The 20,178-nt window shown below is 39.7% G+C and carries 20 protein-coding genes, 4 tRNA genes and 1 riboswitch; of the genes, 17 read left to right on the top strand and 7 right to left on the bottom strand.

Features of this window, described 5'->3' with window-relative positions; translation table 11 throughout:
- The first annotated feature begins 86 nt into the window (after positions 1-86).
- The 8 genes from IRB43_RS15535 (at position 87) to IRB43_RS15500 (ending at position 3,977) form a co-directional block, all read left to right on the top strand.
- Positions 87-160: transfer RNA gene (locus tag IRB43_RS15535), tRNA-Cys, on the top strand.
- A gap of 12 nt (positions 161-172) precedes the next feature.
- Positions 173-246: transfer RNA gene (locus IRB43_RS15530), tRNA-Gly, on the top strand.
- Positions 247-259: 13 nt separating this feature from the next.
- Positions 260-333: transfer RNA gene (locus tag IRB43_RS15525), tRNA-Ile, on the top strand.
- 6 nt (positions 334-339) lie between these two features.
- A tRNA-Asn gene (locus tag IRB43_RS15520) sits at positions 340-411 on the top strand.
- A gap of 328 nt (positions 412-739) precedes the next feature.
- Positions 740-2,128: a class II fumarate hydratase gene (fumC, locus tag IRB43_RS15515; protein WP_203364394.1), complete on the top strand. Its 1,389-nt coding sequence runs from the start codon at positions 740-742 to the stop codon at positions 2,126-2,128.
- 6 nt (positions 2,129-2,134) lie between these two features.
- Entirely contained in the window at positions 2,135-2,485 is a 351-nt protein-coding gene (locus IRB43_RS15510) for a hypothetical protein (protein ID WP_203364393.1), read from the top strand.
- A gap of 138 nt (positions 2,486-2,623) precedes the next feature.
- Positions 2,624-2,965 carry a zinc ribbon domain-containing protein YjdM gene (locus tag IRB43_RS15505; protein WP_203364392.1) on the top strand — a complete coding sequence of 114 codons (342 nt, stop codon included), beginning with the start codon at positions 2,624-2,626 and terminating at the stop codon, positions 2,963-2,965.
- Positions 2,966-3,260: 295 nt separating this feature from the next.
- Positions 3,261-3,977 carry a YjjG family noncanonical pyrimidine nucleotidase gene (locus IRB43_RS15500; RefSeq protein ID WP_203364391.1) on the top strand — a complete coding sequence of 239 codons (717 nt, stop codon included), beginning with the start codon at positions 3,261-3,263 and terminating at the stop codon, positions 3,975-3,977.
- A 58-nt stretch (positions 3,978-4,035) separates the two neighbouring features.
- On the opposite strand, the gene IRB43_RS15495 is transcribed toward IRB43_RS15500, so the two are convergent.
- Entirely contained in the window at positions 4,036-4,509 is a 474-nt protein-coding gene (locus tag IRB43_RS15495; RefSeq protein WP_203364390.1) for an AraC family transcriptional regulator, read from the bottom strand.
- Positions 4,510-4,669: 160 nt separating this feature from the next.
- Here IRB43_RS15495 and IRB43_RS15490 point away from each other — a divergent pair, with 160 nt between their 5' ends.
- The 4 genes from IRB43_RS15490 to IRB43_RS15475 all read left to right on the top strand — a co-directional run bounded on the left by IRB43_RS15490 (position 4,670) and on the right by IRB43_RS15475 (position 8,871).
- Positions 4,670-4,900 carry a hypothetical protein gene (locus IRB43_RS15490; protein WP_203364389.1) on the top strand — a complete coding sequence of 77 codons (231 nt, stop codon included), beginning with the start codon at positions 4,670-4,672 and terminating at the stop codon, positions 4,898-4,900.
- A 155-nt stretch (positions 4,901-5,055) separates the two neighbouring features.
- On the top strand, positions 5,056-5,937 hold the full coding sequence (locus IRB43_RS15485) for a DMT family transporter (protein ID WP_203364388.1): 882 nt from the start codon (positions 5,056-5,058) through the stop codon (positions 5,935-5,937).
- Positions 5,938-6,192: 255 nt separating this feature from the next.
- Complete coding sequence (gene cyoE / locus IRB43_RS15480) at positions 6,193-7,119, top strand: heme o synthase (RefSeq protein WP_238942048.1); 927 nt, start codon at positions 6,193-6,195, stop codon at positions 7,117-7,119.
- Between the two features lie 276 nt (positions 7,120-7,395).
- Positions 7,396-8,871: an aldehyde dehydrogenase family protein gene (locus tag IRB43_RS15475; protein WP_203364387.1), complete on the top strand. Its 1,476-nt coding sequence runs from the start codon at positions 7,396-7,398 to the stop codon at positions 8,869-8,871.
- A 112-nt stretch (positions 8,872-8,983) separates the two neighbouring features.
- Here the strand turns inward: IRB43_RS15475 and IRB43_RS15470 are convergent, their stop codons facing one another.
- From IRB43_RS15470 to IRB43_RS15455, 4 genes are all read right to left on the bottom strand, one after another.
- Positions 8,984-9,814 (bottom strand): MetQ/NlpA family ABC transporter substrate-binding protein, encoded by an 831-nt coding sequence (locus IRB43_RS15470; protein WP_203364386.1) that lies wholly within the window; start codon positions 9,812-9,814, stop codon positions 8,984-8,986.
- A 16-nt stretch (positions 9,815-9,830) separates the two neighbouring features.
- Positions 9,831-10,502, bottom strand: coding sequence for a methionine ABC transporter permease (locus IRB43_RS15465; RefSeq protein WP_203364385.1), 672 nt, complete (start codon positions 10,500-10,502; stop codon positions 9,831-9,833).
- Positions 10,492-11,505: a methionine ABC transporter ATP-binding protein gene (locus tag IRB43_RS15460; RefSeq protein ID WP_203364384.1), complete on the bottom strand. Its 1,014-nt coding sequence runs from the start codon at positions 11,503-11,505 to the stop codon at positions 10,492-10,494. The genes IRB43_RS15465 and IRB43_RS15460 overlap by 11 nt, the downstream gene beginning before the upstream one ends.
- A 91-nt stretch (positions 11,506-11,596) precedes the next feature.
- A riboswitch (SAM riboswitch) is annotated at positions 11,597-11,703 on the bottom strand.
- Positions 11,704-11,802: 99 nt separating this feature from the next.
- Positions 11,803-13,653: an SLC13 family permease gene (locus tag IRB43_RS15455; RefSeq protein ID WP_203364399.1), complete on the bottom strand. Its 1,851-nt coding sequence runs from the start codon at positions 13,651-13,653 to the stop codon at positions 11,803-11,805.
- 226 nt (positions 13,654-13,879) lie between these two features.
- On the opposite strand from IRB43_RS15455, the gene rpmG reads away from it, so the two are divergent.
- From rpmG to IRB43_RS15440, 3 genes are read left to right on the top strand one after another with little or no spacing between them, the layout of a single operon-like run.
- Positions 13,880-14,029 carry a 50S ribosomal protein L33 gene (gene rpmG / locus IRB43_RS15450; RefSeq protein ID WP_203364383.1) on the top strand — a complete coding sequence of 50 codons (150 nt, stop codon included), beginning with the start codon at positions 13,880-13,882 and terminating at the stop codon, positions 14,027-14,029.
- A 4-nt stretch (positions 14,030-14,033) separates the two neighbouring features.
- Entirely contained in the window at positions 14,034-15,197 is a 1,164-nt protein-coding gene (locus tag IRB43_RS15445) for an FAD/NAD(P)-binding protein (RefSeq protein WP_203364382.1), read from the top strand.
- A 43-nt stretch (positions 15,198-15,240) separates the two neighbouring features.
- Positions 15,241-16,416 carry a GTP-binding protein gene (locus tag IRB43_RS15440; RefSeq protein ID WP_203364381.1) on the top strand — a complete coding sequence of 392 codons (1,176 nt, stop codon included), beginning with the start codon at positions 15,241-15,243 and terminating at the stop codon, positions 16,414-16,416.
- A 62-nt stretch (positions 16,417-16,478) separates the two neighbouring features.
- On the opposite strand, the gene IRB43_RS15435 is transcribed toward IRB43_RS15440, so the two are convergent.
- On the bottom strand, positions 16,479-17,342 hold the full coding sequence (locus IRB43_RS15435; protein WP_203364380.1) for an AraC family transcriptional regulator: 864 nt from the start codon (positions 17,340-17,342) through the stop codon (positions 16,479-16,481).
- 127 nt (positions 17,343-17,469) lie between these two features.
- Between IRB43_RS15435 and IRB43_RS15430 the strand changes: the two genes are divergently transcribed.
- Complete coding sequence (locus tag IRB43_RS15430; protein WP_203364379.1) at positions 17,470-19,047, top strand: BCCT family transporter; 1,578 nt, start codon at positions 17,470-17,472, stop codon at positions 19,045-19,047.
- Entirely contained in the window at positions 19,037-19,489 is a 453-nt protein-coding gene (locus IRB43_RS15425; RefSeq protein WP_203364378.1) for a GNAT family N-acetyltransferase, read from the top strand. The genes IRB43_RS15430 and IRB43_RS15425 overlap by 11 nt, the downstream gene beginning before the upstream one ends.
- Positions 19,490-19,596: 107 nt before the next feature.
- On the opposite strand, the gene IRB43_RS15420 is transcribed toward IRB43_RS15425, so the two are convergent.
- Positions 19,597-20,025, bottom strand: a complete 429-nt coding sequence (locus tag IRB43_RS15420; protein ID WP_203364377.1) for a YfmQ family protein — start codon at positions 20,023-20,025, stop codon at positions 19,597-19,599.
- Between the last annotated feature and the right edge of the window lie 153 nt (positions 20,026-20,178).

Raw genomic sequence — 20,178 nt, 5'->3', positions numbered from 1 at the left:
GGGCTATAGCCAAGCGGTAAGGCAACGGACTTTGACTCCGTCATGCGCTGGTTCGAATCCAGCTAGCCCAGCCATCCCATATAAAGGGCGGCATAGCCAAGTGGTAAGGCAGAGGTCTGCAAAACCTTTATCACCGGTTCAAATCCGGTTGCCGCCTCCATGTCTAGTCTATGCGGGTGTAGTTTAATGGTAAAACCTCAGCCTTCCAAGCTGATGTCGTGGGTTCGATTCCCATCACCCGCTCCATTTAATTTTAAATGGGCCTGTAGCTCAGCTGGTTAGAGCGCACGCCTGATAAGCGTGAGGTCGATGGTTCAAGTCCATTCAGGCCCACTTCTTTCCGCAGTAGCTCAGTGGTAGAGCTATCGGCTGTTAACCGATCGGTCGCAAGTTCGAATCTTGCCTGCGGAGTTAAATATTTATTGAAAAAATGTGCAAAGGATATAAAATCCTTTGCACATTTTTATTTTTATTAAAGCTAACTGATGAAGACGTTCGTTGAATGATTATAAATGACGTGTTTTGAGCAACTAGTTCAAGACACGTTCTTTTTGCATTAGAAGCCAATACTTTGTAAAATATGACATCAATAGTTTGACAATGATAATCATAATCAATTAATATGGTGTTATATCGCGACAATGATGATGAATATATTAAATAGCACAGTTATACAAGAGAATAGATTTGTTACTTGGTGAAAATAATCATTAGTAAACGAATACAGGAGGAAGATAGAATGGAATTCAGAATAGAAAAGGATACGATTGGGGAAATTCAAGTGCCAGTAGATAAATTGTGGGGGGCTCAAACTCAGCGCAGCAGTCAAAATTTTAAAATAGGAACGGAACACATGCCTAAGAAAGTCATTGAGGGATTTGCGATTTTAAAGAAAAGTGCCGCTCTAGTTAATGAGAAATTAGGAAAGATTGAATCTGTGAAAGCAGAAGTCATCGTGAGAGCAGCAGATGAAATTTTAGAAGGAAAGCTAGATGAACATTTTCCACTTGTCGTTTGGCAAACAGGAAGCGGAACACAATCAAATATGAACGTCAATGAAGTCATCGCCCACCGTGGGAATGAGCTATTATCAAACATGAATGAGAATGTTACGGTTCATCCGAATGATGATGTGAATAAATCACAAAGCTCTAATGATACCTTTCCGACAGCGATGCATATAGCAGGTGTATTGGCTGTTGAAGATCAATTGCTGCCGGCACTACGCCAGTTAAAAGAAACATTAGAAAAGAAAGTAGAAGAGTTTGCTGATGTTATTAAAATTGGACGAACTCATTTGCAAGACGCCACTCCGTTGACGTTAGGACAAGAGATTAGTGGCTGGGTTCGTATGCTTGAAAAAACGGAGAAAATGATTACAGATAGTGTTAAGTCAATGAGGGAATTAGCCATTGGTGGAACAGCTGTAGGTACAGGGATTAATGCTCATCCAAAATACGGGGAAATGATGGCTGAACAAATTAGTCAACTAACGGGAAAAGCTTTTGTCACTGCTGCAAACAAATTTCATTCTTTAACGAGTCATGACGAGATTGTTCATGTACACGGTGCATTAAAAGCGTTAGCGGCTGATTTAATGAAAATAGCAAATGATGTTAGGTGGTTAGCTAGCGGTCCACGTTGTGGCATAGGAGAGATCGTAATTCCTGCGAATGAACCAGGTAGTTCCATTATGCCGGGGAAGGTCAATCCAACGCAAAGTGAAGCATTAACGATGGTCGTTTGCCAAGTGATGGGCAATGATATGACAATCGGTATGGCCGCAAGTCAAGGAAACTTTGAGTTAAACGTATTTAAACCGGTGATCATTTATAATTTCCTCCAATCTGTACGGCTTTTAGCTGATGCTATGGAGTCATTTAATAAGCATTGTGCTGTCGGAATTGAGGCGAATTTAGAAGTTATTCAGCAAAACTTAGAAAACTCGCTCATGCTTGTAACTGCATTAAACCCTCATATCGGTTATGAAAACGCAGCATCTATTGCGAAATTGGCACATAAAGAAGGTTTAACGTTAAAAGAAGCGGCGTTGAAACTAGACTTATTGACAGAAGAGCAATTTGACGAGTTCGTTCGTCCAGAAGAAATGATTCAACCAAAGGAGTGAGGGATTTTGTGGACAATCTTTCGAATTTGTGAAGGGATCTATGGGGTTAGTGCGGAGCCTAATGTTCATGATGCGTGGACAGCTACTTTAATCACGAAGGCATATGACAATCAATTAGACATTTTAGCGGAAATACATATGTCTTATTTAAGTGAGATGGAAGAGTATGAACGGTTACTTGATGAAATACGTTACTTTGCCAAAGCCATGAAAAGGGAACAAAAAAAGGAGCTATGTGCAATGAGTTTCCATTGCCAAGGGCTTTCTTGTTTTATCGACCAGAATCCACTGCCAACTTTCCGACATTCGAGTAGCCTAGAATTCGTTGATACGACGTTTGTTGAAGAAGTTGCTTAGAGGACATAATGACATATAAAAGAGGAAGCACTCTATCTAGATGGTATAGAGTGCTTTCTCTAATGAAAAGGTGGCTTTGTGGTAGTGGTTTAATGTATAGTGATAAAATGAACCATAACGACGGGAGGAATTAAATTTATGTCGAATTTGCCAAATTGCCCAAAATGTAATTCAGAATATACATACGAGGATGGAAGTCTTTTTGTATGTCCAGAATGTGCGTATGAGTGGACGTTACAATCAGAAGCCGAAAATAATGAAGATCAAAAAGTTGTTAAAGATGCCAATGGTAATATTTTAAAAGATGGTGATTCTGTCACTGTCATTAAAGATCTTAAAGTAAAAGGAAGTTCATCTACATTAAAAATCGGAACGAAAGTAAAAAGCATTCGCTTAGTAGATGGCGATCATAATATTGATTGCAAAATTGACGGTTTTGGTGCGATGAAATTAAAGTCGGAATTTGTGAAAAAGGCATAAGTGTCGGTTTAATAGAGTCTGGATCCAAAAAGATATCTAAATAAAGAAGGTTTGATCTTCTTTAGGTACTAGATATTTTTTCGGGTCAGGCTCTTTTGCTTCTTAGGCCGCTGCGCTAGGAAAGTAATTGGAAAGCTTATCAGAAAGGCGAAGATATTGTCCGTCTCTTTTGATGAATCGGATTCGTAATTTAAAGGACGCAGCTAACTTAATTGGAACAAGCTATAGACATCTCAATCGGGTGATCCAGCAATATTTATGAATATTAGACGATAGATTGAATGGAGAGAGCATATTGAAGAAATATCAAACATTATTATTTGATGTAGATGATACGTTATTGGATTTTGGGGCAGCGGAAAACTTAGCGTTGCGCTTGCTTTTTGAGGGTCAAGACATCTCTCTAACGGCAGAGGTAGAAGCTCAATATAAGCAAATTAATCAAGGTCTTTGGAGAGCCTTTGAAGAAGGAAAAATAAGTCGTGATGGTGTATTAAATACACGTTTTTCTGTTTTATTTGAGGCGTATGGTCAAGAAGTGGACGGAGCTGCACTGGACAACAAGTACCGAAGCTATTTGGAGAAGGGACATCAGCTGATAGATGGAGCCTTTGAACTAATCACAAATTTACAACACCAATATGACTTATATATTGTGACGAATGGCGTGTCTAAGACTCAGCACAAACGGTTACGTGATTCAGGCTTATATCCGTTATTTAAAGGTATTTTCGTTTCAGAGGATACCGGCTATCAAAAGCCGATGAAGGAGTATTTCGATTATGTTTTTGTCCGCATTCCTAACTTCTCTGTAGATCAAGCATTGATTATCGGAGACTCCTTAAGTGCCGATATAAAAGGCGGGCAGTTAGCGGGTGTAGATACGTGCTGGTTCAATCCTAATATGAAATCCAATGACACTGATATTATTTCAACTTATGAGATTCAACAGCTTGATGAGTTGTATCAAATTTTGAAGGGAGAAAAAGAGCGAATTCTTGAGCTTTGTTAATACAGTTAGAGCATGTTTTGATATTTTTGATCAAAGCATGCTCTTTTCATATCAAAAGTTACGTTCGTTGTTTGATTGGAATATAAAGATCCACTTTCGCTTTTCCTTCCGGGTCTGTAGCAGGGTTATTGAGGCAAAATTCAAGGCATGGTTTATCGTCAGCATCGTACTCACTATTTGGAAGCCATTGACCAAATATACTTTGATAGGCGAGAGCAAATTTATCGAGGGAGTTGTAAAACTGATATAAAGCATATATTCCGCCTTCAAGGGTTTTATAAGCGACTATATCGTTATCCTCTTTGTGGAACCCTTTAGGTATGGTGATGCATGCATCGTAGCGACAAGCCTGTTCTTCCACGAGTTGAGGGTTATCTAGTGATATACCAATAAAGTGTTGGTCATGATATAGTCTTTTTTTACTTGCCCATTCAGCCAATTTACTCCAAGCTTTAGAAGTTTCTAAGTAGCTTCCTACGTGTCTAATATACGCCACTTCATAGTCCGGCAATTCTTTAATCGTCATATTCATAAAATTTTCACCCTCCTTGTTTTTAAGTATACAGGGTGAGAATTCAAGTTTCTACTGAAAGCAGGATGGTTGCAGAGAAAGATAATTTTTGACGAAGTAGTAAGAAAGTGAATATAAGGTATGTGATTTTATACGTTTCTGATCATATAAGGTCTATGACATGATGAAAACTATATTGAAATTTGCAGTTCTCTTGATTGATGTTAGAAGAAGCTGTTTGACGGGAAGTGTGAATAGCGTGGACGATCATTGTTATATTGAATTTTTCTTTAGTCATCTTGATATCTTTTTGCGACTCCAAAAATTATTTGACTATATTAAGCAAAGTAAAAAGGAGGTTATTCAAGTTGAAGATTTTGAAAATGCTCTTCAACTGCTGGCTTTTTTTTAAAACATTCTGTTCTTTCTACTATCATGTCTATTTTATGCTTTTTGTGCTGACTTACTAAACAGAGGGAATTCCTACTTTTGAAAAAAGCATAAAAATTTTATACTAATTATTGGAGTGTTTTTATTACTGGGTATGACAGCTTAGGGGGAACAGGATTGAAATCACCGTTTATTTCTTATGTAGCCTTGTTTTTGGGGGTAGTCGCTTTATCAACTTCTGCGATCTTTGTGAAGCTGGCAGATGCACCAGCAGCCATTACGGCGTTTTATCGGCTATTTTTCGCGGCCTTGATCCTTTTGCCGTTTTTACTTATGAACAAAGAGAATCGTCAAGAATTGCGTTCGTTATCAAAAAAGCAGTGGGGATTCGGGGTATTGTCTGGCTTCTTTTTAGCCGCTCATTATGTGTTGTGGTTTGAATCATTAAATTATACGTCCGTAGCAAGCTCGACGGTTATTGTGACGTTACAGCCATTGTTTTCGATGATAGGCGGTTATTTTTTATTTAAAGAGCGCTTTAGTAAAGGGGCAATTGTTGGTTTTCTCATTGCTATTGGGGGAAGCGTAATCATTGGCTGGGGAGATTTTCAGGTGAGCGGACAGGCGCTGTTTGGCGACATTTTAGCTTTTATTGCAGCCGGTGTCATCACGGCTTATTTTCTTGTTGGCCAGCATGTGCGTAAAAGTCTTTCTCTCGTTCCTTATTCGATGATTGGCTATGCAAGCAGCTCTGTATTTTTAAGTGTGTTTGCTCTTAGCCAGCAAGTCTCTTTTGTGGATTATCCTGCCCAAACGTGGTGGTCTTTTCTTGGGTTGGCGTTTATCGCCACGATTTTGGGGCAAACCGTGTTTAATTGGCTGTTAAAATGGCTGAGTACTTCTGTGATCTCGATGAGTATATTAGGAGAAACGATTGGAACTTGTATTCTTGCTTATTTTATTTTAGGTGAGGTCATTTCTTTTCAGCAAGCGATCGGTATCGCTCTTATTTTAATGGGTTTAGCTTTATTTTTATTGCAGCAAAGGAAAGGATTATAAAAATCAGATAAGTGAGACGTTCAGTGCTTTGAATGTCTCACTTGTCTGTTTATTTGCCAGATAAAAACATGACCGCAATCATGTATTTTCTGTGAACTTATTGAAAGAAATGACAATAGTATGACGACTTATGCTTATATTGATAACAGAATGAAAGAATGAGTCAACGAATGTATGAAGTTTTATGATAAAATTGAAGAAAGTGTGAAATGATAAAAAGGAATGAAGAATAAAATCATGCGAAGTGAATTAAAGATGGCTAAAAGGGTTCAAACAGACTCTGCAACGACATCGGAAAGGTCTTGGTCAATCATTTTGGCACAGACGGTTAAGACAGGAATCATTAAATCTAATTTGATTCCGATGTTTGCAGGACTAACATTGGCTTTATATACGTATCAAATGGATTTAGTTGAGAACATCCCGACAATGATCTTTGCGTTCGTTGGCTCAGCTTTCATTATGGGAGCGGCTGGTGCGTTTAATAACCTGTATGATCGCGATATTGATGCGGTGATGGAAAGAACGAAAACGAGACCGACTGTGACGGGTGAAATCACACCGAAATTTGTATTGTGGCTTGGTATTTTGCTAACGGTTCTCGGTATTGGAGCTCTCGCACTAACGACACCTTTAGCAGCATTTCTAGGATTTTTAGGCTTGTTTTTTTATGTTGTACCTTATACGATGTGGACGAAGCGCCGAACCATTTATAATACAGAGGTAGGAAGTATTTCTGGAGCGATGCCTCCTCTGATTGGCTGGGCGGCTGTTCATCCAGATATCACACATCCGGCGATTCTTGGCTTGTTTATTGTAATGGTCATTTGGCAAATGCCGCATTTTTACGCCATTGCCCTCCGAAAGCACAGCGAATATAAAGCAGCGAATGTACCGATGCTGCCGGTAGTGAAAGGCTTTAAACGCACCTATATTCAAACGAATGTGTACTTAGTACTTTTAATTGCAACAAGTTTTCTGTTTATGTCATTAAGTTTAGGGATCACGCTAGTAGCACTGCTCTTAAGTGTCATTTGGCTCGTGTTGAGTGTATCGGGTTATCGAAAAATGGATTCGGAGAAATGGGCAAAATCGCTATTTTTATACTCGCTTCTTCATATGACAATCTTGTTTTCGACCGTGATTGTGTACTCTATTGTAGGAATAATTTTTGGTTTGTAAGGCAGTTAAACAGCTCTTTTTCCGTTTTGCGGAAGAAGAGCTGTTTTTGTATGAATTTTAATACAACCTTATCTTTTATCTATATGTAACTGAAACAGCCAAAAGGAAGTATTACATAGGTTTATTGGCTCGCTTCTCATTTTGCACCTGTAAATATACAGGTATAATTGGTATATATAAGCTAAATTAATAGTGCAAATTTCTTGTTTTGTTATATGTTGGAGGATTATAATTTAGTTGCTTCATAGTTTTCAAATCAAAAGGAGAGAGCAACTTATGACAAGTCAATTAAGTCCAAAAGTAGTTTCGTTTTTAGAAGGTTTGAAGAAGCTTTACATTAATGGTGAATTTGTTGAGTCTGTATCTGGAAAAACATTTGAAACACTGAATCCTGCAACAGGAGACGTGTTAGCTGTTGTATCAGAAGCAGTAGAAGAAGATATCGACTTAGCGGTTCGTGCGGCAAGAGAAGCATTCGATCACGGTGCTTGGTCGAAAATGGGCTCAGCGGAAAGAAGCCGCTTAATTTATAAATTAGCAGATTTAATGGAAGAGAATAAACTAGAGCTAGCTCAATTAGATACGTTAGATAACGGTAAACCACTTCAAGAAACGTTAAATGCGGATGTTCCTTTAGCGATTGAACATTTTCGCTATTTTGCCGGCTGGTCAACGAAAATTGTAGGTCAAACGATTCCAGTACAAGGAAATTATTTTATGTACACTCGACATGAGCCAGTTGGAGTAGTTGGTCAAATTATTCCTTGGAATTTCCCATTATTAATGGCTGCGTGGAAGCTAGGTGCTTCACTCGCTACTGGTTGTACAATTGTTCTTAAACCGGCAGAAAACACACCGCTTTCTGCTTTATACTTAGCCACATTAATTGAAGAAGCTGGCTTCCCTAAAGGGGTAGTGAACATTGTTCCAGGATACGGTAAAACTGCTGGACAACCGCTTGTTGATCATCCGCTAGTAGATAAAATTGCTTTCACAGGTTCAACGGCCGTTGGTAAAGCAATTATGAAATCGGCAGCGGACACATTAAAACGTGTAACGCTTGAACTTGGTGGTAAATCACCTAATATTATTTTACCGGATGCTGATTTAACGAAAGCGATTCCAGGGGCGTTAATGGGCATCATGTTTAACCAAGGTCAAGTATGCTGTGCAGGAAGCCGTCTATTCGTACAAAAGAACATGTACGATAACGTCATGGCTGACTTAACAACAGCAGCTAAATCTGTCAAACAAGGAAACGGTTTAGATTTAGATACAACGATGGGGCCTTTAATTTCAGCGGCACAACAGCAACGCGTAAAAGGCTACATTGATCAAGGAATTGAGGAAGGCGCAGAAGTATTAACGGGCGGTACGATTCCGTTTGATAAAGGTTATTTCGTATCTCCAACGATCTTTGCGGACGTTGATAGCAAAATGACCATTGCGAATGAAGAAATCTTTGGCCCGGTTGTTGCTGCAATGCCATTTGATGATATTGATGATTTAGTAGAAAAAGCGAACAACTCTCATTACGGGTTAGCAGCTGGTATTTGGACTCAAGACTTGAAAAAAGCTCATAGCATTGCTCATAAATTACAAGCTGGAACGGTATGGATCAATGCTTACAATGTATTTGATGCAGCTGCTCCATTTGGTGGATACAAACAGTCTGGTATCGGACGCGAAATGGGAAGTTATGCTTTAGATAACTTCACAGAAGTAAAGAGTGTTTGGGTGAATATGGACTAAGGAATAGTGAAAAAAGCCGTGTTTTGCACGGCTTTTTTCTATTGACTATGGGGCTGGGCCGTAAATGAGCATTTTTAGTCGTGAATGTGAGAAAATCAGTCACTTACTGCTATTATCGATTTTTCATCCATTCTGGTTTACCGAAACCTTTAAAGTCAGCATCGATCACTTTTTCAAATTCCGCTGATTCCACGATTTCAACGATGTCTTTTGATAACTGTGAGTCTTTGTTTTCTTCTTTTACCGCGACAATGTTACGGAATTTATCAGGCATATTTTCTAAAAATAATGCTTTTTGTAAGTCTAATCCTGCTGCTAATGCGAAGTTACCAGGGACAGCGGCAACGTCCGCACTTTCAATGGCACGTGGCAGGCCAGCTGCTTCAATAGGTTGAAATTGTAGGTTTTTTGGATTTTCAATGACATCTTTCTCTGATGCTTTTAACTCTTCAATATTTGGATCAATTTTAATTAAACCTTGTTCTTGCAAAGAAAGCAGAGTACGTGCAGCGTTTGATGGGTCGTTAGCAATCGCTACACGAGCACCATCTTTAATGTCATCAATCGATTGAAACTCTTTAGAGAAAAAGCCCATTGGTGCCGTTGGGACGATGATTAAATCTGTTAGTTTCATCTTGTTTTCTTTAGCGAAGTTCTCAAGGTAGATGCTATGTTGGAATAAGTTGGCGTCGATATCGCCGGCATCCAATGCTTTGTTTGGCTGAACATAGTCACTGAATTCGACCAGTTCCACTTTGTAGCCTTTTTCCTCAAGTTGTGGAATGATCGCTTTTTTCAACATATCACTGTATGGTCCGGCTGTGGCGCCAAGCTTAATTTCTTTATTGTCACTAACTGATTGGCTTGCTTTATCCTTTCCTCCGCAAGCGGCTAGCGCGGTAGCTAATATGAATATAAGTGCGGTTAGTAAAAATTTTTTCATGTCACTTTCTCCTTTTTTATCTTTTATCAATCGCTTTAGCAATTAAATCTCCTGTTTGTTGAATCAGTTGGACGATGATGATTAAAATGACGACGGTAGCAATCATGATCGTGTTGTCATAGCGGTAATAGCCAAAGCGAATCGCTAAATCGCCAATACCTCCACCGCCGACGATGCCAGCCATTGCGGAATAGGCAACTAGGCTGATAATCGTTAAGGTAATTCCTTGTACAACGCTTGATTTTGCTTCAGGCAACAGTACGTCTTTAATAATCATCCAGGGCGTGGCTCCAACGGCAATGGCTGCTTCAATGACGCCTTTATCAATTTCCCGCAAAGATGTTTCGACAAGCCGAGCGAAAAAGGGAATCGCCGCTACAGAGAGTGAAACACTCGCGGCAATCGGTCCAATCGTATCTCCAACTAATAATTTAGTTAAAGGGAATAAGGCCACCAGTAAAATAATGAATGGAATCGAGCGAACCATATTGACGATAAAGCCTAAAGTTCCTTTTATAAAGCGGTTCTCCCAGAAGAGACCTTTATCTGTGACAAACAAAATAATGCCAAGAGGTAAACCGACAAGGAGTGAAATGCTTAAAGAAATGCCAATCATTAATAATGTTTCACCAAACGCTTTCCAAATGTCTGGTAGCATCTCGATGAAATGCTGAATATCAAATAACATGTTCAATCACCTCCACATAAGCGCCACGGCTTTCCATATAAGATTTCGCTTTTGCAATGTTGTCACCTTGTCCTTGTAATTCCATTAGGAAGATTCCTAGCGGCTTCTCTTGAATATATTCAATCGTTCCGTGCAGAAAATTTCCTCGAACGTCAAAGTTTTGAAGCATATCAGAAATGACACCTTCACCAGCGACATCTCCTTTAAATAACACTTTCACGATTTTCCCTTGAACGTTTTGAACGATCGATGGCGGTAAGTCAAAGGAGACGATACTGCTAATGAACTCTTTCGTTAGCGGCTTTTCCGGATTCGCGAAAATATCATATACTTGTCCTTCTTCAATTACTTTTCCGTCTTGCATGATAACCATGCGATCACAAATTTCTTTCACGACGTCCATTTCATGGGTGATAAGGACGATGGTGATATTTAGTTCTCGGTTAATTTTTTTCAATAATCGTAAAATCGATACAGTCGTTTTTGGATCAAGTGCAGACGTCGCTTCATCACAAAGTAGGATGGATGGATTATTGGCTAACGCTCTTGCGATGCCTACTCGCTGTTTTTGTCCGCCGCTAAGCTGAGCAGGATAGACGTCAATCTTGTCGGCAAGTCCGACCATGTTTAACAGTTCGCTCACTCGGCTAGCAATCTGTTCTTTTGGTGTATTCGCTGCCCGTAAAGCGAAGCTGATATTTTCACCGACTGTCTTTTGACTAATTAGGTGGAAATGTTGGAAAATCATTCCGATTTTTAAGCGGGCTTTACGCAAAGCTTCTCCTTGTAGCTTCGTTAAATCCTGTCCATCGATGATGATACTCCCGTTTGTGGGACGCTCTAATAAATTAATACAGCGCAACAGCGAGCTTTTTCCAGCACCTGAGTAGCCAACAATGCCAAAAATTTCTCCTTTTTGAATGTCGAGCGATACATCATCTACACCTTTTACTTGTTTCTTTTTTGTTTCGTATATTTTCGTAAGATTCTGAATTGATAACATAAGAAATCCCTCTTATCTATGTATAAATTTCCTGAACAATAAAAAATGCTTCTTTCAGATATCTGAAAGAAGCATCGTTAAAGAAACGGTCGATTTATCTTTCAGAATGAAATCCATTCTGTAGGAATTAGCACCTTCCCAATGTATGGGGGTTGCCGGACGTCATAGGGCCTGTCCCTCGGTCACTCGTGATAAATTCCAATTATTCAAATGTGTTTTAAGTAATTTGTTGAAAGGTATGTTCTATATATTAAAATGCTTTTTTATGATTGTCAAATACTTTTTTGAAAATTTTAATTATAAAGGGAAGAACAATGGAATGATCACCATCATGACGATCATCATTAATAGTTGCAAAGGTACACCTACTTTGACAAAATCGATAAACTTATAACCTCCTGCGGTCATCACAAGAGCGTTTGTCGGAGAAGCGACAGGTGTAGCTAACGCCATATTGGCACTGACGGCTACCGCAATTAACATCGTAGCAGGGTTGACATCCAAGCTCATCGCAGCATTGAAAGCAATCGGCGCAAATAACACAGTCGTAGCAGTGTTGCTAATGAATTGGCTGAAGACCATTGCTAAAAAATAAATGCCAGCAAGAACGCCCATTGCGCCGAATCCGCCGAGCAATTGAACAATTCCTTCTGATAAAATTTTCATGCCGCCGGTTTTATCTAAGGCAGTGGCCATCGGTAGCATCGCCGCCACTAAAACAATGCTTTCCCAGTTGATTCGGCTATACGCGTCATCCATATTGCGAACGCACCCAGTTACAATCATCAAGATCGCCGCGAGTAAAACAGAGATCACAGCAGGGAATATTTCAAATGCCATAGATAAAATCATCAATAGCATAATGCCGCCAGCAATCGGAGCTTTTCCGCTTGCCGCTGCCATACTTGCATGTTCTTTCGGTTGTCCGATAACAACCACATCTTTCGTTTCTCTTGCTAGCAGTTCAATTTCTTCCCATGCTCCTTGAACTAGAAGCGCATCGCCAAACCGCAGCCGCTCTTTCGACATTTGCTGCAACACATATTTGCCTTGTCGGTTAATTCCGATAATATTTAAATTATATTTTTCACGGAACCGAACTTCTCTAACAGTTTTATTAATTAAACTAGAATGAGGAGTTAACAGCACTTCCGCGATGCCCAGCTCTTTAGATACAAGCTCGTCAGCTTCTGATTGTTCTTCTTCAAGTATTAGCGAATAATCAGAGGCTAATTTTTTGATGTTATCTAGAGAACCTTGAATATACAGCACATCTTTCGGCTGAATCATACTTTCTGGACCAGCCATTTCCTGATAAGTGATTGGTAAAAGGCTGATTCCATCGGTCGATTTTCGGCTGATTTTCAGTATGCATACTTGATACTGAACTGGTATTTTCAATTGGGCGAGTCGTTTCCCAACCATCTCTGAATCAGCTGGTACTTTTACTTGATATAACCGGCCACCTAATTGATAATCAACGGCCAGTTGTTTAGGAGAGAGCTTATGTTCAGCTTTTGACTGGTTATTATTTTTTTCGTTAGGCAACAAGCGGTTACGAACGACAAAGAGATAAATGATACCAACGATAGCACCGATGATACCAATTGGTGTGATTTCAAAGAAACCAAGCTTTTCATAGCCGTGATCGACAAGACTTTGGCTAATAATTAAGTTAGAGGGGGAAGCGATGAGCGTTAACATCCCCGAAAAGCTGGCCATATAAGACAGCGGAATTAAGAACTTGGATGGGCTGCTATTGATACTCATCGCAATGCTGACAACGATCGGTATCATTAAAGCAACCGTACCCGTATTGCTTAAAAAGGCTCCCACACAAGCGACAATAACGAGCAGCAAAATAAATAATTTCTTCTCGCTGTCCCCTGAAAAGCGAAGAAGGAGATTTCCCGCCATTTGTGCAAGCCCTGTACGAAAGATCCCGGCCCCTACAATAAATAAACCAGCTAGCATAATGACAACCGAGTTGGAAAACCCAGCAAAAGCTTCTGTCGGATCTAAAATGCCAACTAAGACAAACGCAAGCAAGGAGAGAATCGCGACAAGATCCGTCCGCAAGCGATTTGTCATAAATAAAACAATCGTAATTACTAAAATGACAAAGGTTAAAGTCAGCTGCAAAATAATCGGATTCCTTTCTTTAGGTCATTATAATCAGTTTTCTACAACTATTTTACTATATAGATTCCGGATATTTACTGGAAAACGTGAAGGTTTTATGGAATAAGCAAGATCGTTCAATGTGCTTATTATTAGATACTTTATTTCTAAAAACACTTGACTTTTCACAAAAGAGCCAATAGCATATAAAATAAATCGTAATGATTACGATTAAAAAGAAAGGGTGACCAATATGAGAGTAAATATTACATTACAATGCACAGAAACGGGAGACCGTAATTATATTACAACGAAAAACAAAAGGAATAATCCGGAGCGTTTAGAGTTAAAGAAATATTGTCCGCGTTTAAAGCGTTACACACTTCATCGCGAGACGAAATAAAACGATGGTGGACTGGCTGATTATCGGTGGGGGAATACAGGGATGCACATTGGCGATTCACCTTGTCCGATCGGGAAAAGCAGCACCGGAACGGCTGGCAATTTTAGATCGTCATGAAGCACCATTGATGAATTGGAAAATGTACACCAATCGAACAGGGATGGATTATTTGCGCTCGCCCCAAGTTCATCATCTTGATTATGAACCGGCGAGCTTACATTCATTTGCTCGTAAACAACGGAAAGCTGATCAATTAGTAGGTTATTATAAAAAGCCGCAGCTTGAACTATTTAATGAGCACTCAAAAGCGGCCATTCAATCGGCTTTATCGGCTGCTACTTGGATTAAGGGCCAAGTGACAAGTATAAAAAGAGAAGGCACATTGTGGCGAGTAGAGACGAACGAGCAACATCTGCAGGCCAAAAATGTGGTGCTTGCTACCGGCTGTACCGAACAACTCGCTTGGCCGGAGTGGGCAGCAGTATGGAGAAATCGAACATCGAAGCAGGTGGTTCATCTGTTTCAAAAAGACGAGCTCGACTTATTGCCTAGCGATGATCCGGTTGTGGTGATCGGTGCAGGGATTAGCGCAGCTCATTTCGCGTGTCAACTAGTTCGAGCCAATCGAGCGGTGACGATGATTAGCCGTCATTCCTTCCGTGTGCACGAGTTTGACAGCGATCCGGGCTGGCTCGGGCCGAAATATATGAGCGGATTTTTAGCAGTCAATGATTATACGAAAAGGCGCGAGATGATTATGAGTGCTCGTCATCGCGGTTCTTTGCCGCCTGCGCTGTATAAAAAGTTAACAAAATACATGCAGCAAGGGCTAATTCAAGTGCTGTATGATGAAGTAACGTTATGTGAGAAAAAGCCACTTCATGCGCTCCAATTAAAAACAAAACAAGAAAAACAGATTCGTGCAGCACAAATTGTTTTAGCGACAGGCTTTTCTTCCGATCTATCAACCTTTGACTGGCTACAAGCGTTGATTGAAGAAGAACAGCTTCCAACGGCTTCATGCGGCTACCCGATCTTGACGACCAATTTGCAGTGGACGGACGGTCTTTATGCGATCGGTGCATTGGCAGAGCTTGAGCTTGGACCAAGCGCTCGCAACATTTCTGGCGCTAGAAGTGCATGCCGGAGAATCATTTATCAAATATAAAACGAAATAATAACGATTTTCAAAAAAAGAGTGGGGGAGAAAGATGGGGAAAATACCGGTCACCGTTTTAAGCGGTTTTCTTGGGGCAGGGAAAACAACGGTGCTAAATCACTTGCTAGCTAATCGTGAAGGGAAAAAGTTGGCAGTCATTGTCAATGATATGAGTGAAATTAATATTGACGCCGATCTTGTGAATCAGAACGGTTTCAGACGAACAGAGGAGAAGTTCATTGAACTGCAAAATGGCTGTATTTGTTGCACATTGCGGGAAGATTTACTGATTGAAGTCGATAAATTGGCAAAGCAGGGCGACCTTGACGGAATTGTGATTGAGTCGACAGGAATTAGTGAACCGTTGCCAGTTGCTCAAACGTTTACGTATCAAGATGAAGAGCTAGGAATTGATTTAACGGCTTCTTGTCAATTAGATACAATGGTTACAGTCGTTGATGCGTTTCGTTTTTGGCACGATTACTCTTCCGGTGAATCGCTGATTGACCGCAAACAAGCAGCAGGAGAAGAAGATACAAGGGAAATTGTCGATTTGTTGATTGATCAAATTGAATTTGCTGATGTGATTTTGCTCAATAAAATAGATCTGATTGACGAGGAAACGAAAATCGCTTTATATGGTTTTGTGAAAAAGCTGAATCCAACAACTAATATTATTGAATCTTCTTTTGGAAAAGTACCTGTTGATCAGTTGTTTCAAACGAATTTATTTGATTTTGAACAAGCGAGTCAAAGTGCTGGTTGGTTGAAAGAGCTGAATGGGGAGCATACACCAGAAACAGAGGAGTTTGGCATTTCGTCTTTCGTCTACGAGCGAAATATTCCGTTTCATCCCGGACGATTTGAGCAATTTTGGCATGACCTTCCTGCTGAAGTGATCCGTTCGAAAGGGTTTATTTGGCTTGCTACTCGGCCGAGTGAAACGATTTTGCTTTCGCAAGCAGGGCCATCGATTATGCTTGAATATGCGGGTGAATGGGTCGCTGATTTATCCGAACAAGAAAGAGAGCAACTGTTTAAAGAAGAGCCTGAATTGCGGCAAATGTGGGATCCCGTCACGGGAGACCGCAAACAGCAGCTAGTCATTATCGGTCATGAAATGGATGCAGACCAGATTAAAGCGATGCTCGATGCTTGTTTATTGACGGATAATGAATTGAAAAGTGATTGGAGACGATTGGAAGATCCGTTACCGATTGTGCAGTAGTGTGAGCCATCATTAAAAAACACGCAAATGTTCTTTTTACACATTTGCGTGTTTTTTGTCTCTTATTTTAGCGGTATCCAGATTTCAGAGTATAGATCAGGGTTTGATGGATCTTCACTCGTATATACTTCTAGTTCAGGGGTGCCAGCATACTCATACTGATGGGAAGGAAACCATTCTGAAGTGATCATTTGCCATGTTTTTTGCATCGCATCTGGCATTGGACCATGAACTTCAAAGATTCCCCATTTGGAGGCAGGAATCTCAAGGGTTTGTAATCCTTCAGGAGCTTCTCCAACATGCGCTGTAGCAATCCAATAATCCATCATTTGATGAGAGGGTTCTTTTTTATTAGGCACACATACACCAAGCATTCCTTTTAATTCTCCATTGTTTAATGTACCTAAGAACTTTTCTGTACCATCTTGATGAATATTGCGCCAAAACTCGGGGATTCCTTTCAGGTTTTCGCCGTTAGCGAATGAATATTCTCGTCTTACACCTACTACTTGAAAGCTTTCTTTTTCTACAATTTTATACTTCATAGGTTCTGCTCCTTTCAGACTCACCTGAATGACCAGGCGGTTATAAGACTTTAGTTTGCCGATGTTTTTTCGCACATCACTAGGTTTTATACCATGTTGTCGGCGAAAGGCTTTCGAGAAAGCCTCAGGAGTTTCATAGCCATACTTATAGGCGATGTCGATAATCTTGTGGCTAGTATTGGTTAACTCCTGTGCAGCGAGTGTTAAGCGTCTCTGCCGAAGATATTCTCCAATTGACATATCTGTTAAGATGGCAAATGTTCTTTGAAAATGAAAGGGGGAGGCATTGGCTTGTTTTGCTATGCTTTCAATTGTTATATTTTCAAGCAAATGCTCCTCCATATAATCAATAGCTGTCTGAATCGATTCTACCCATCCCATATCGCTCACTCCTTAATGAAATCATAACGGTTATTTGTATAGGAATCCGGCCTATTTATGCTTTCTTCAAACCATTTTTTATGTAAGACTATTTCATATTAGTATAACTTTAAATAGGGAGGGAAGTATGACACATTCAAAAGTTAGATGGTCAGTGTTCGTGCCGATGAGTATCATTCTTATATTGGCTATTATTGTTGGGGTGATCGCTCCTGAATCTTTTTATGAGGCAGAAAATACGATCGTACAGTTTGCTTTTGAACGGTTTGGATGGTTGTTTCAACTAGCAAGTGTAGTATTTTTAGTCATTTGTTTATATTTGATGGTCTCAAAGTATGGAAAAATTAAAATTGGCGGACCGGAAGCTAAGCCTGAATTGTCGACCTGGAATTGGTTTGCGATTACATTGACAGCGGGTATTGCGACCGGCATTTTGTTTTGGGGGATTGCCGAGCCCATTACCCATTTTATGAGCCCGCCAGAAGAGCTTGGTTTAACGGCTGGAAGTGAAGCGGCGGCGATGTTTTCAATGACTCAAACCTTTATCCACTGGACGTATTCGCCGTATGCTATTTATGGGTTAGCGGGTGTAGGAATGGCTTTTGCTGTGTACAATGCGAAGCTTCCTTATCAAGTAAGTTCAATTCTTTATCCATTGCTTGGTAAAAGAATGAACGGTGCTGTCGGAGCAGTGATTGATAACATTTGCTTATTTGCGATGGCAGGTGGTGTGGCAGCTGTTCTTGGGGTTGGCACGATGCAAATTGCCACCGGTTTACAGATCATTGCGGGTATTCCTAATGGAAAAGTGGCATGGATTATCATTGTCAGCATGATTGTGGCTACATATATTATTTCAAGTTATAGCGGTCTACATAAAGGGATTCGTTGGCTTTCGGATATAAACTCCAAAATATTTATTGGAATGGTTATTTTTATCTTTATTTTCGGGCCGATTTCTTTTGTTTTATCGTTAGGGACACAATCCATTGGACATTATTTAGATAACTTTTTTGAGAGGTCTTTATATTTAAGTCCTATTGATGGTTCAGAATGGCCGAGATGGTGGCCGATCTATTATTGGGCAATCTGGTTAGCGTATGCGCCACTAATGGGCATGTTTTTAGCGCGAATATCAAAAGGTCGTACAATTAAACAATTTATGTTGATGAATGTCGTCATGCCAGGGACGGCTGGTGTTGTTTGGTTTTCTGTGTTTGGGGGAGCGGCGATCAACCTTCAGTTAAATGGGGCTGGTATTTGGGAGTCAATACAAAAAAACGGCATGGAGGTTTCTGTTTTTTCTTTCCTAGAACATTACCCTTTAACGACAGTGACTAGTCTGATCTTCATCTTCACCGTGTTTATTTCGATTGTGACAATGGCGGATTCGATGACTTCTACTGTTTCCTCTTTAACCATTCATAGTTCCAATTATGACATGGTGGAAGCACCGGGAAGAATCAAGATTTACTGGGGGATCGTCATGTCCTCTATGGCGATTATTAATTTATTATCAGCTGGCGGTAAGATTAGCGGAATTGATGCAACGAAACAAATAGCGACGATTGCTGGTTTTCCCATTTTGTTTTTCATGCTGGTTTTTGCGTATGCGACGTTAAAAATGATCATTCAGCATGAAACGTATGATGTGGTTTCACTTTCTAACAAAGCGAATAGAGAGGAGATATATAATGCGGATTAGGACATTAACTCCAAACGAAGAGCCGCCGATAAAGTTGTTATTGTTAGCGGACCCTTCTGAAAAGCTAGTGAGAGAATATGTCAGTAGAGGGGAATGCTTTGTCGCTGAAGTCGGTCAAAAAATAGTTGGTGTGTACGTGCTGCTTCCGACAAGGCCAGAAACAGTGGAATTAGTGAATATTGCTGTGGCGGAGAGTGAACATGGCAAAGGAATCGGGAAGCAGTTAGTGAAGGATGCGATTCAACGAGCGAAAGCACAAGGTTACAAAACGATTGAAATCGGTACGGGCAATTCTAGTATTGGACAGCTTGCTCTTTATCAAAAATGTGGCTTTCGAATGATTGGTATAGATCAAGACTTTTTTATTAGACATTATTCAGAAGAAATTTTTGAGAATGGAATACAGTGTCGAGATATGGTTCGATTGTCTCAAAGTTTATAAAGTGAAACTTTAATTAGAGGTGAAAAAGCGAAAACTTTATTGTGGTAATTACTAATCCACAATAAAGTTTTCGCTTTGTGTAATTATATAAATCAAACTTACTACGTTTATATAGTTGGTGTGGGGAATTTTTGAAGATGATCAGAGCTAATACTATAAGAAACAATTTTCCTCTTGTACTGCTTGACGACATCAACGTGATGATCGTAATTATAAATGAAGAAGTTCACATCTTGTTTGCCTGTTTTTAAATTGATGATAAATGGCGTAACATTAGTCTCTGGATGTAGAAATGCTTTTTCATTGCCCAGAAACATATCATGTTTTTTTAGAAAGCAAGCTTTATTGAAATGGTCAATAAATTTAGCGTTTTCTTCTTCTTGTAAGTGTTTTCCATTAAATGTTACAGTCACATCTTTCGAATCTAGTTGTGGATGAAGTGCAAATTTACTTACAATCCATCCCACAAGTATACTTGGAGGACTCATTAATAATTTGATAATACCTGATATTATAATAATAGCAATCCATGTCATATTGTATTTACTCCTTATGTAATGATAGTTGTTACCAAAGAAATCAATGGAATAATTAGAATATAAAACATAAAAAATCTTTTTTATTATATAGTATTTTATGTAGACGAGGAGCTGCTAATTTTGAACTATAATGGTATAGTTTTTGTCTGT

The organism is Bacillus sp. REN10 (assembly GCF_016820555.1).
Lineage (GTDB): Bacteria > Bacillota > Bacilli > Bacillales > Domibacillaceae > Bacillus_CE.
The sequence above is the reverse complement of the archived record's forward strand: the minus strand, read 5'-3'. Positions and strand labels throughout refer to the sequence as shown.

Excerpts from the sequence above, each read along its gene's own strand:
- fumC (WP_203364394.1), top strand. The coding sequence starts at position 740 with ATGGAATTCAGAATAGAAAAGGATACGATTGGGGAAATTCAAGTGCCA.
- IRB43_RS15505 (WP_203364392.1), top strand. The coding sequence starts at position 2,624 with ATGTCGAATTTGCCAAATTGCCCAAAATGTAATTCAGAATATACATAC.
- IRB43_RS15495 (WP_203364390.1), bottom strand. The coding sequence starts at position 4,509 with ATGAATATGACGATTAAAGAATTGCCGGACTATGAAGTGGCGTATATT.
- IRB43_RS15490 (WP_203364389.1), top strand. The coding sequence starts at position 4,670 with ATGATGAAAACTATATTGAAATTTGCAGTTCTCTTGATTGATGTTAGA.
- cyoE (WP_238942048.1), top strand. The coding sequence starts at position 6,193 with ATGGCTAAAAGGGTTCAAACAGACTCTGCAACGACATCGGAAAGGTCT.
- IRB43_RS15475 (WP_203364387.1), top strand. The coding sequence starts at position 7,396 with ATGACAAGTCAATTAAGTCCAAAAGTAGTTTCGTTTTTAGAAGGTTTG.
- IRB43_RS15470 (WP_203364386.1), bottom strand. The coding sequence starts at position 9,814 with ATGAAAAAATTTTTACTAACCGCACTTATATTCATATTAGCTACCGCG.
- IRB43_RS15465 (WP_203364385.1), bottom strand. The coding sequence starts at position 10,502 with ATGTTATTTGATATTCAGCATTTCATCGAGATGCTACCAGACATTTGG.
- IRB43_RS15460 (WP_203364384.1), bottom strand. The coding sequence starts at position 11,505 with ATGTTATCAATTCAGAATCTTACGAAAATATACGAAACAAAAAAGAAA.
- rpmG (WP_203364383.1), top strand. The coding sequence starts at position 13,880 with ATGAGAGTAAATATTACATTACAATGCACAGAAACGGGAGACCGTAAT.
- IRB43_RS15445 (WP_203364382.1), top strand. The coding sequence starts at position 14,034 with ATGGTGGACTGGCTGATTATCGGTGGGGGAATACAGGGATGCACATTG.
- IRB43_RS15440 (WP_203364381.1), top strand. The coding sequence starts at position 15,241 with ATGGGGAAAATACCGGTCACCGTTTTAAGCGGTTTTCTTGGGGCAGGG.
- IRB43_RS15435 (WP_203364380.1), bottom strand. The coding sequence starts at position 17,342 with ATGGGATGGGTAGAATCGATTCAGACAGCTATTGATTATATGGAGGAG.
- IRB43_RS15430 (WP_203364379.1), top strand. The coding sequence starts at position 17,470 with ATGACACATTCAAAAGTTAGATGGTCAGTGTTCGTGCCGATGAGTATC.
- IRB43_RS15425 (WP_203364378.1), top strand. The coding sequence starts at position 19,037 with ATGCGGATTAGGACATTAACTCCAAACGAAGAGCCGCCGATAAAGTTG.
- IRB43_RS15420 (WP_203364377.1), bottom strand. The coding sequence starts at position 20,025 with ATGACATGGATTGCTATTATTATAATATCAGGTATTATCAAATTATTA.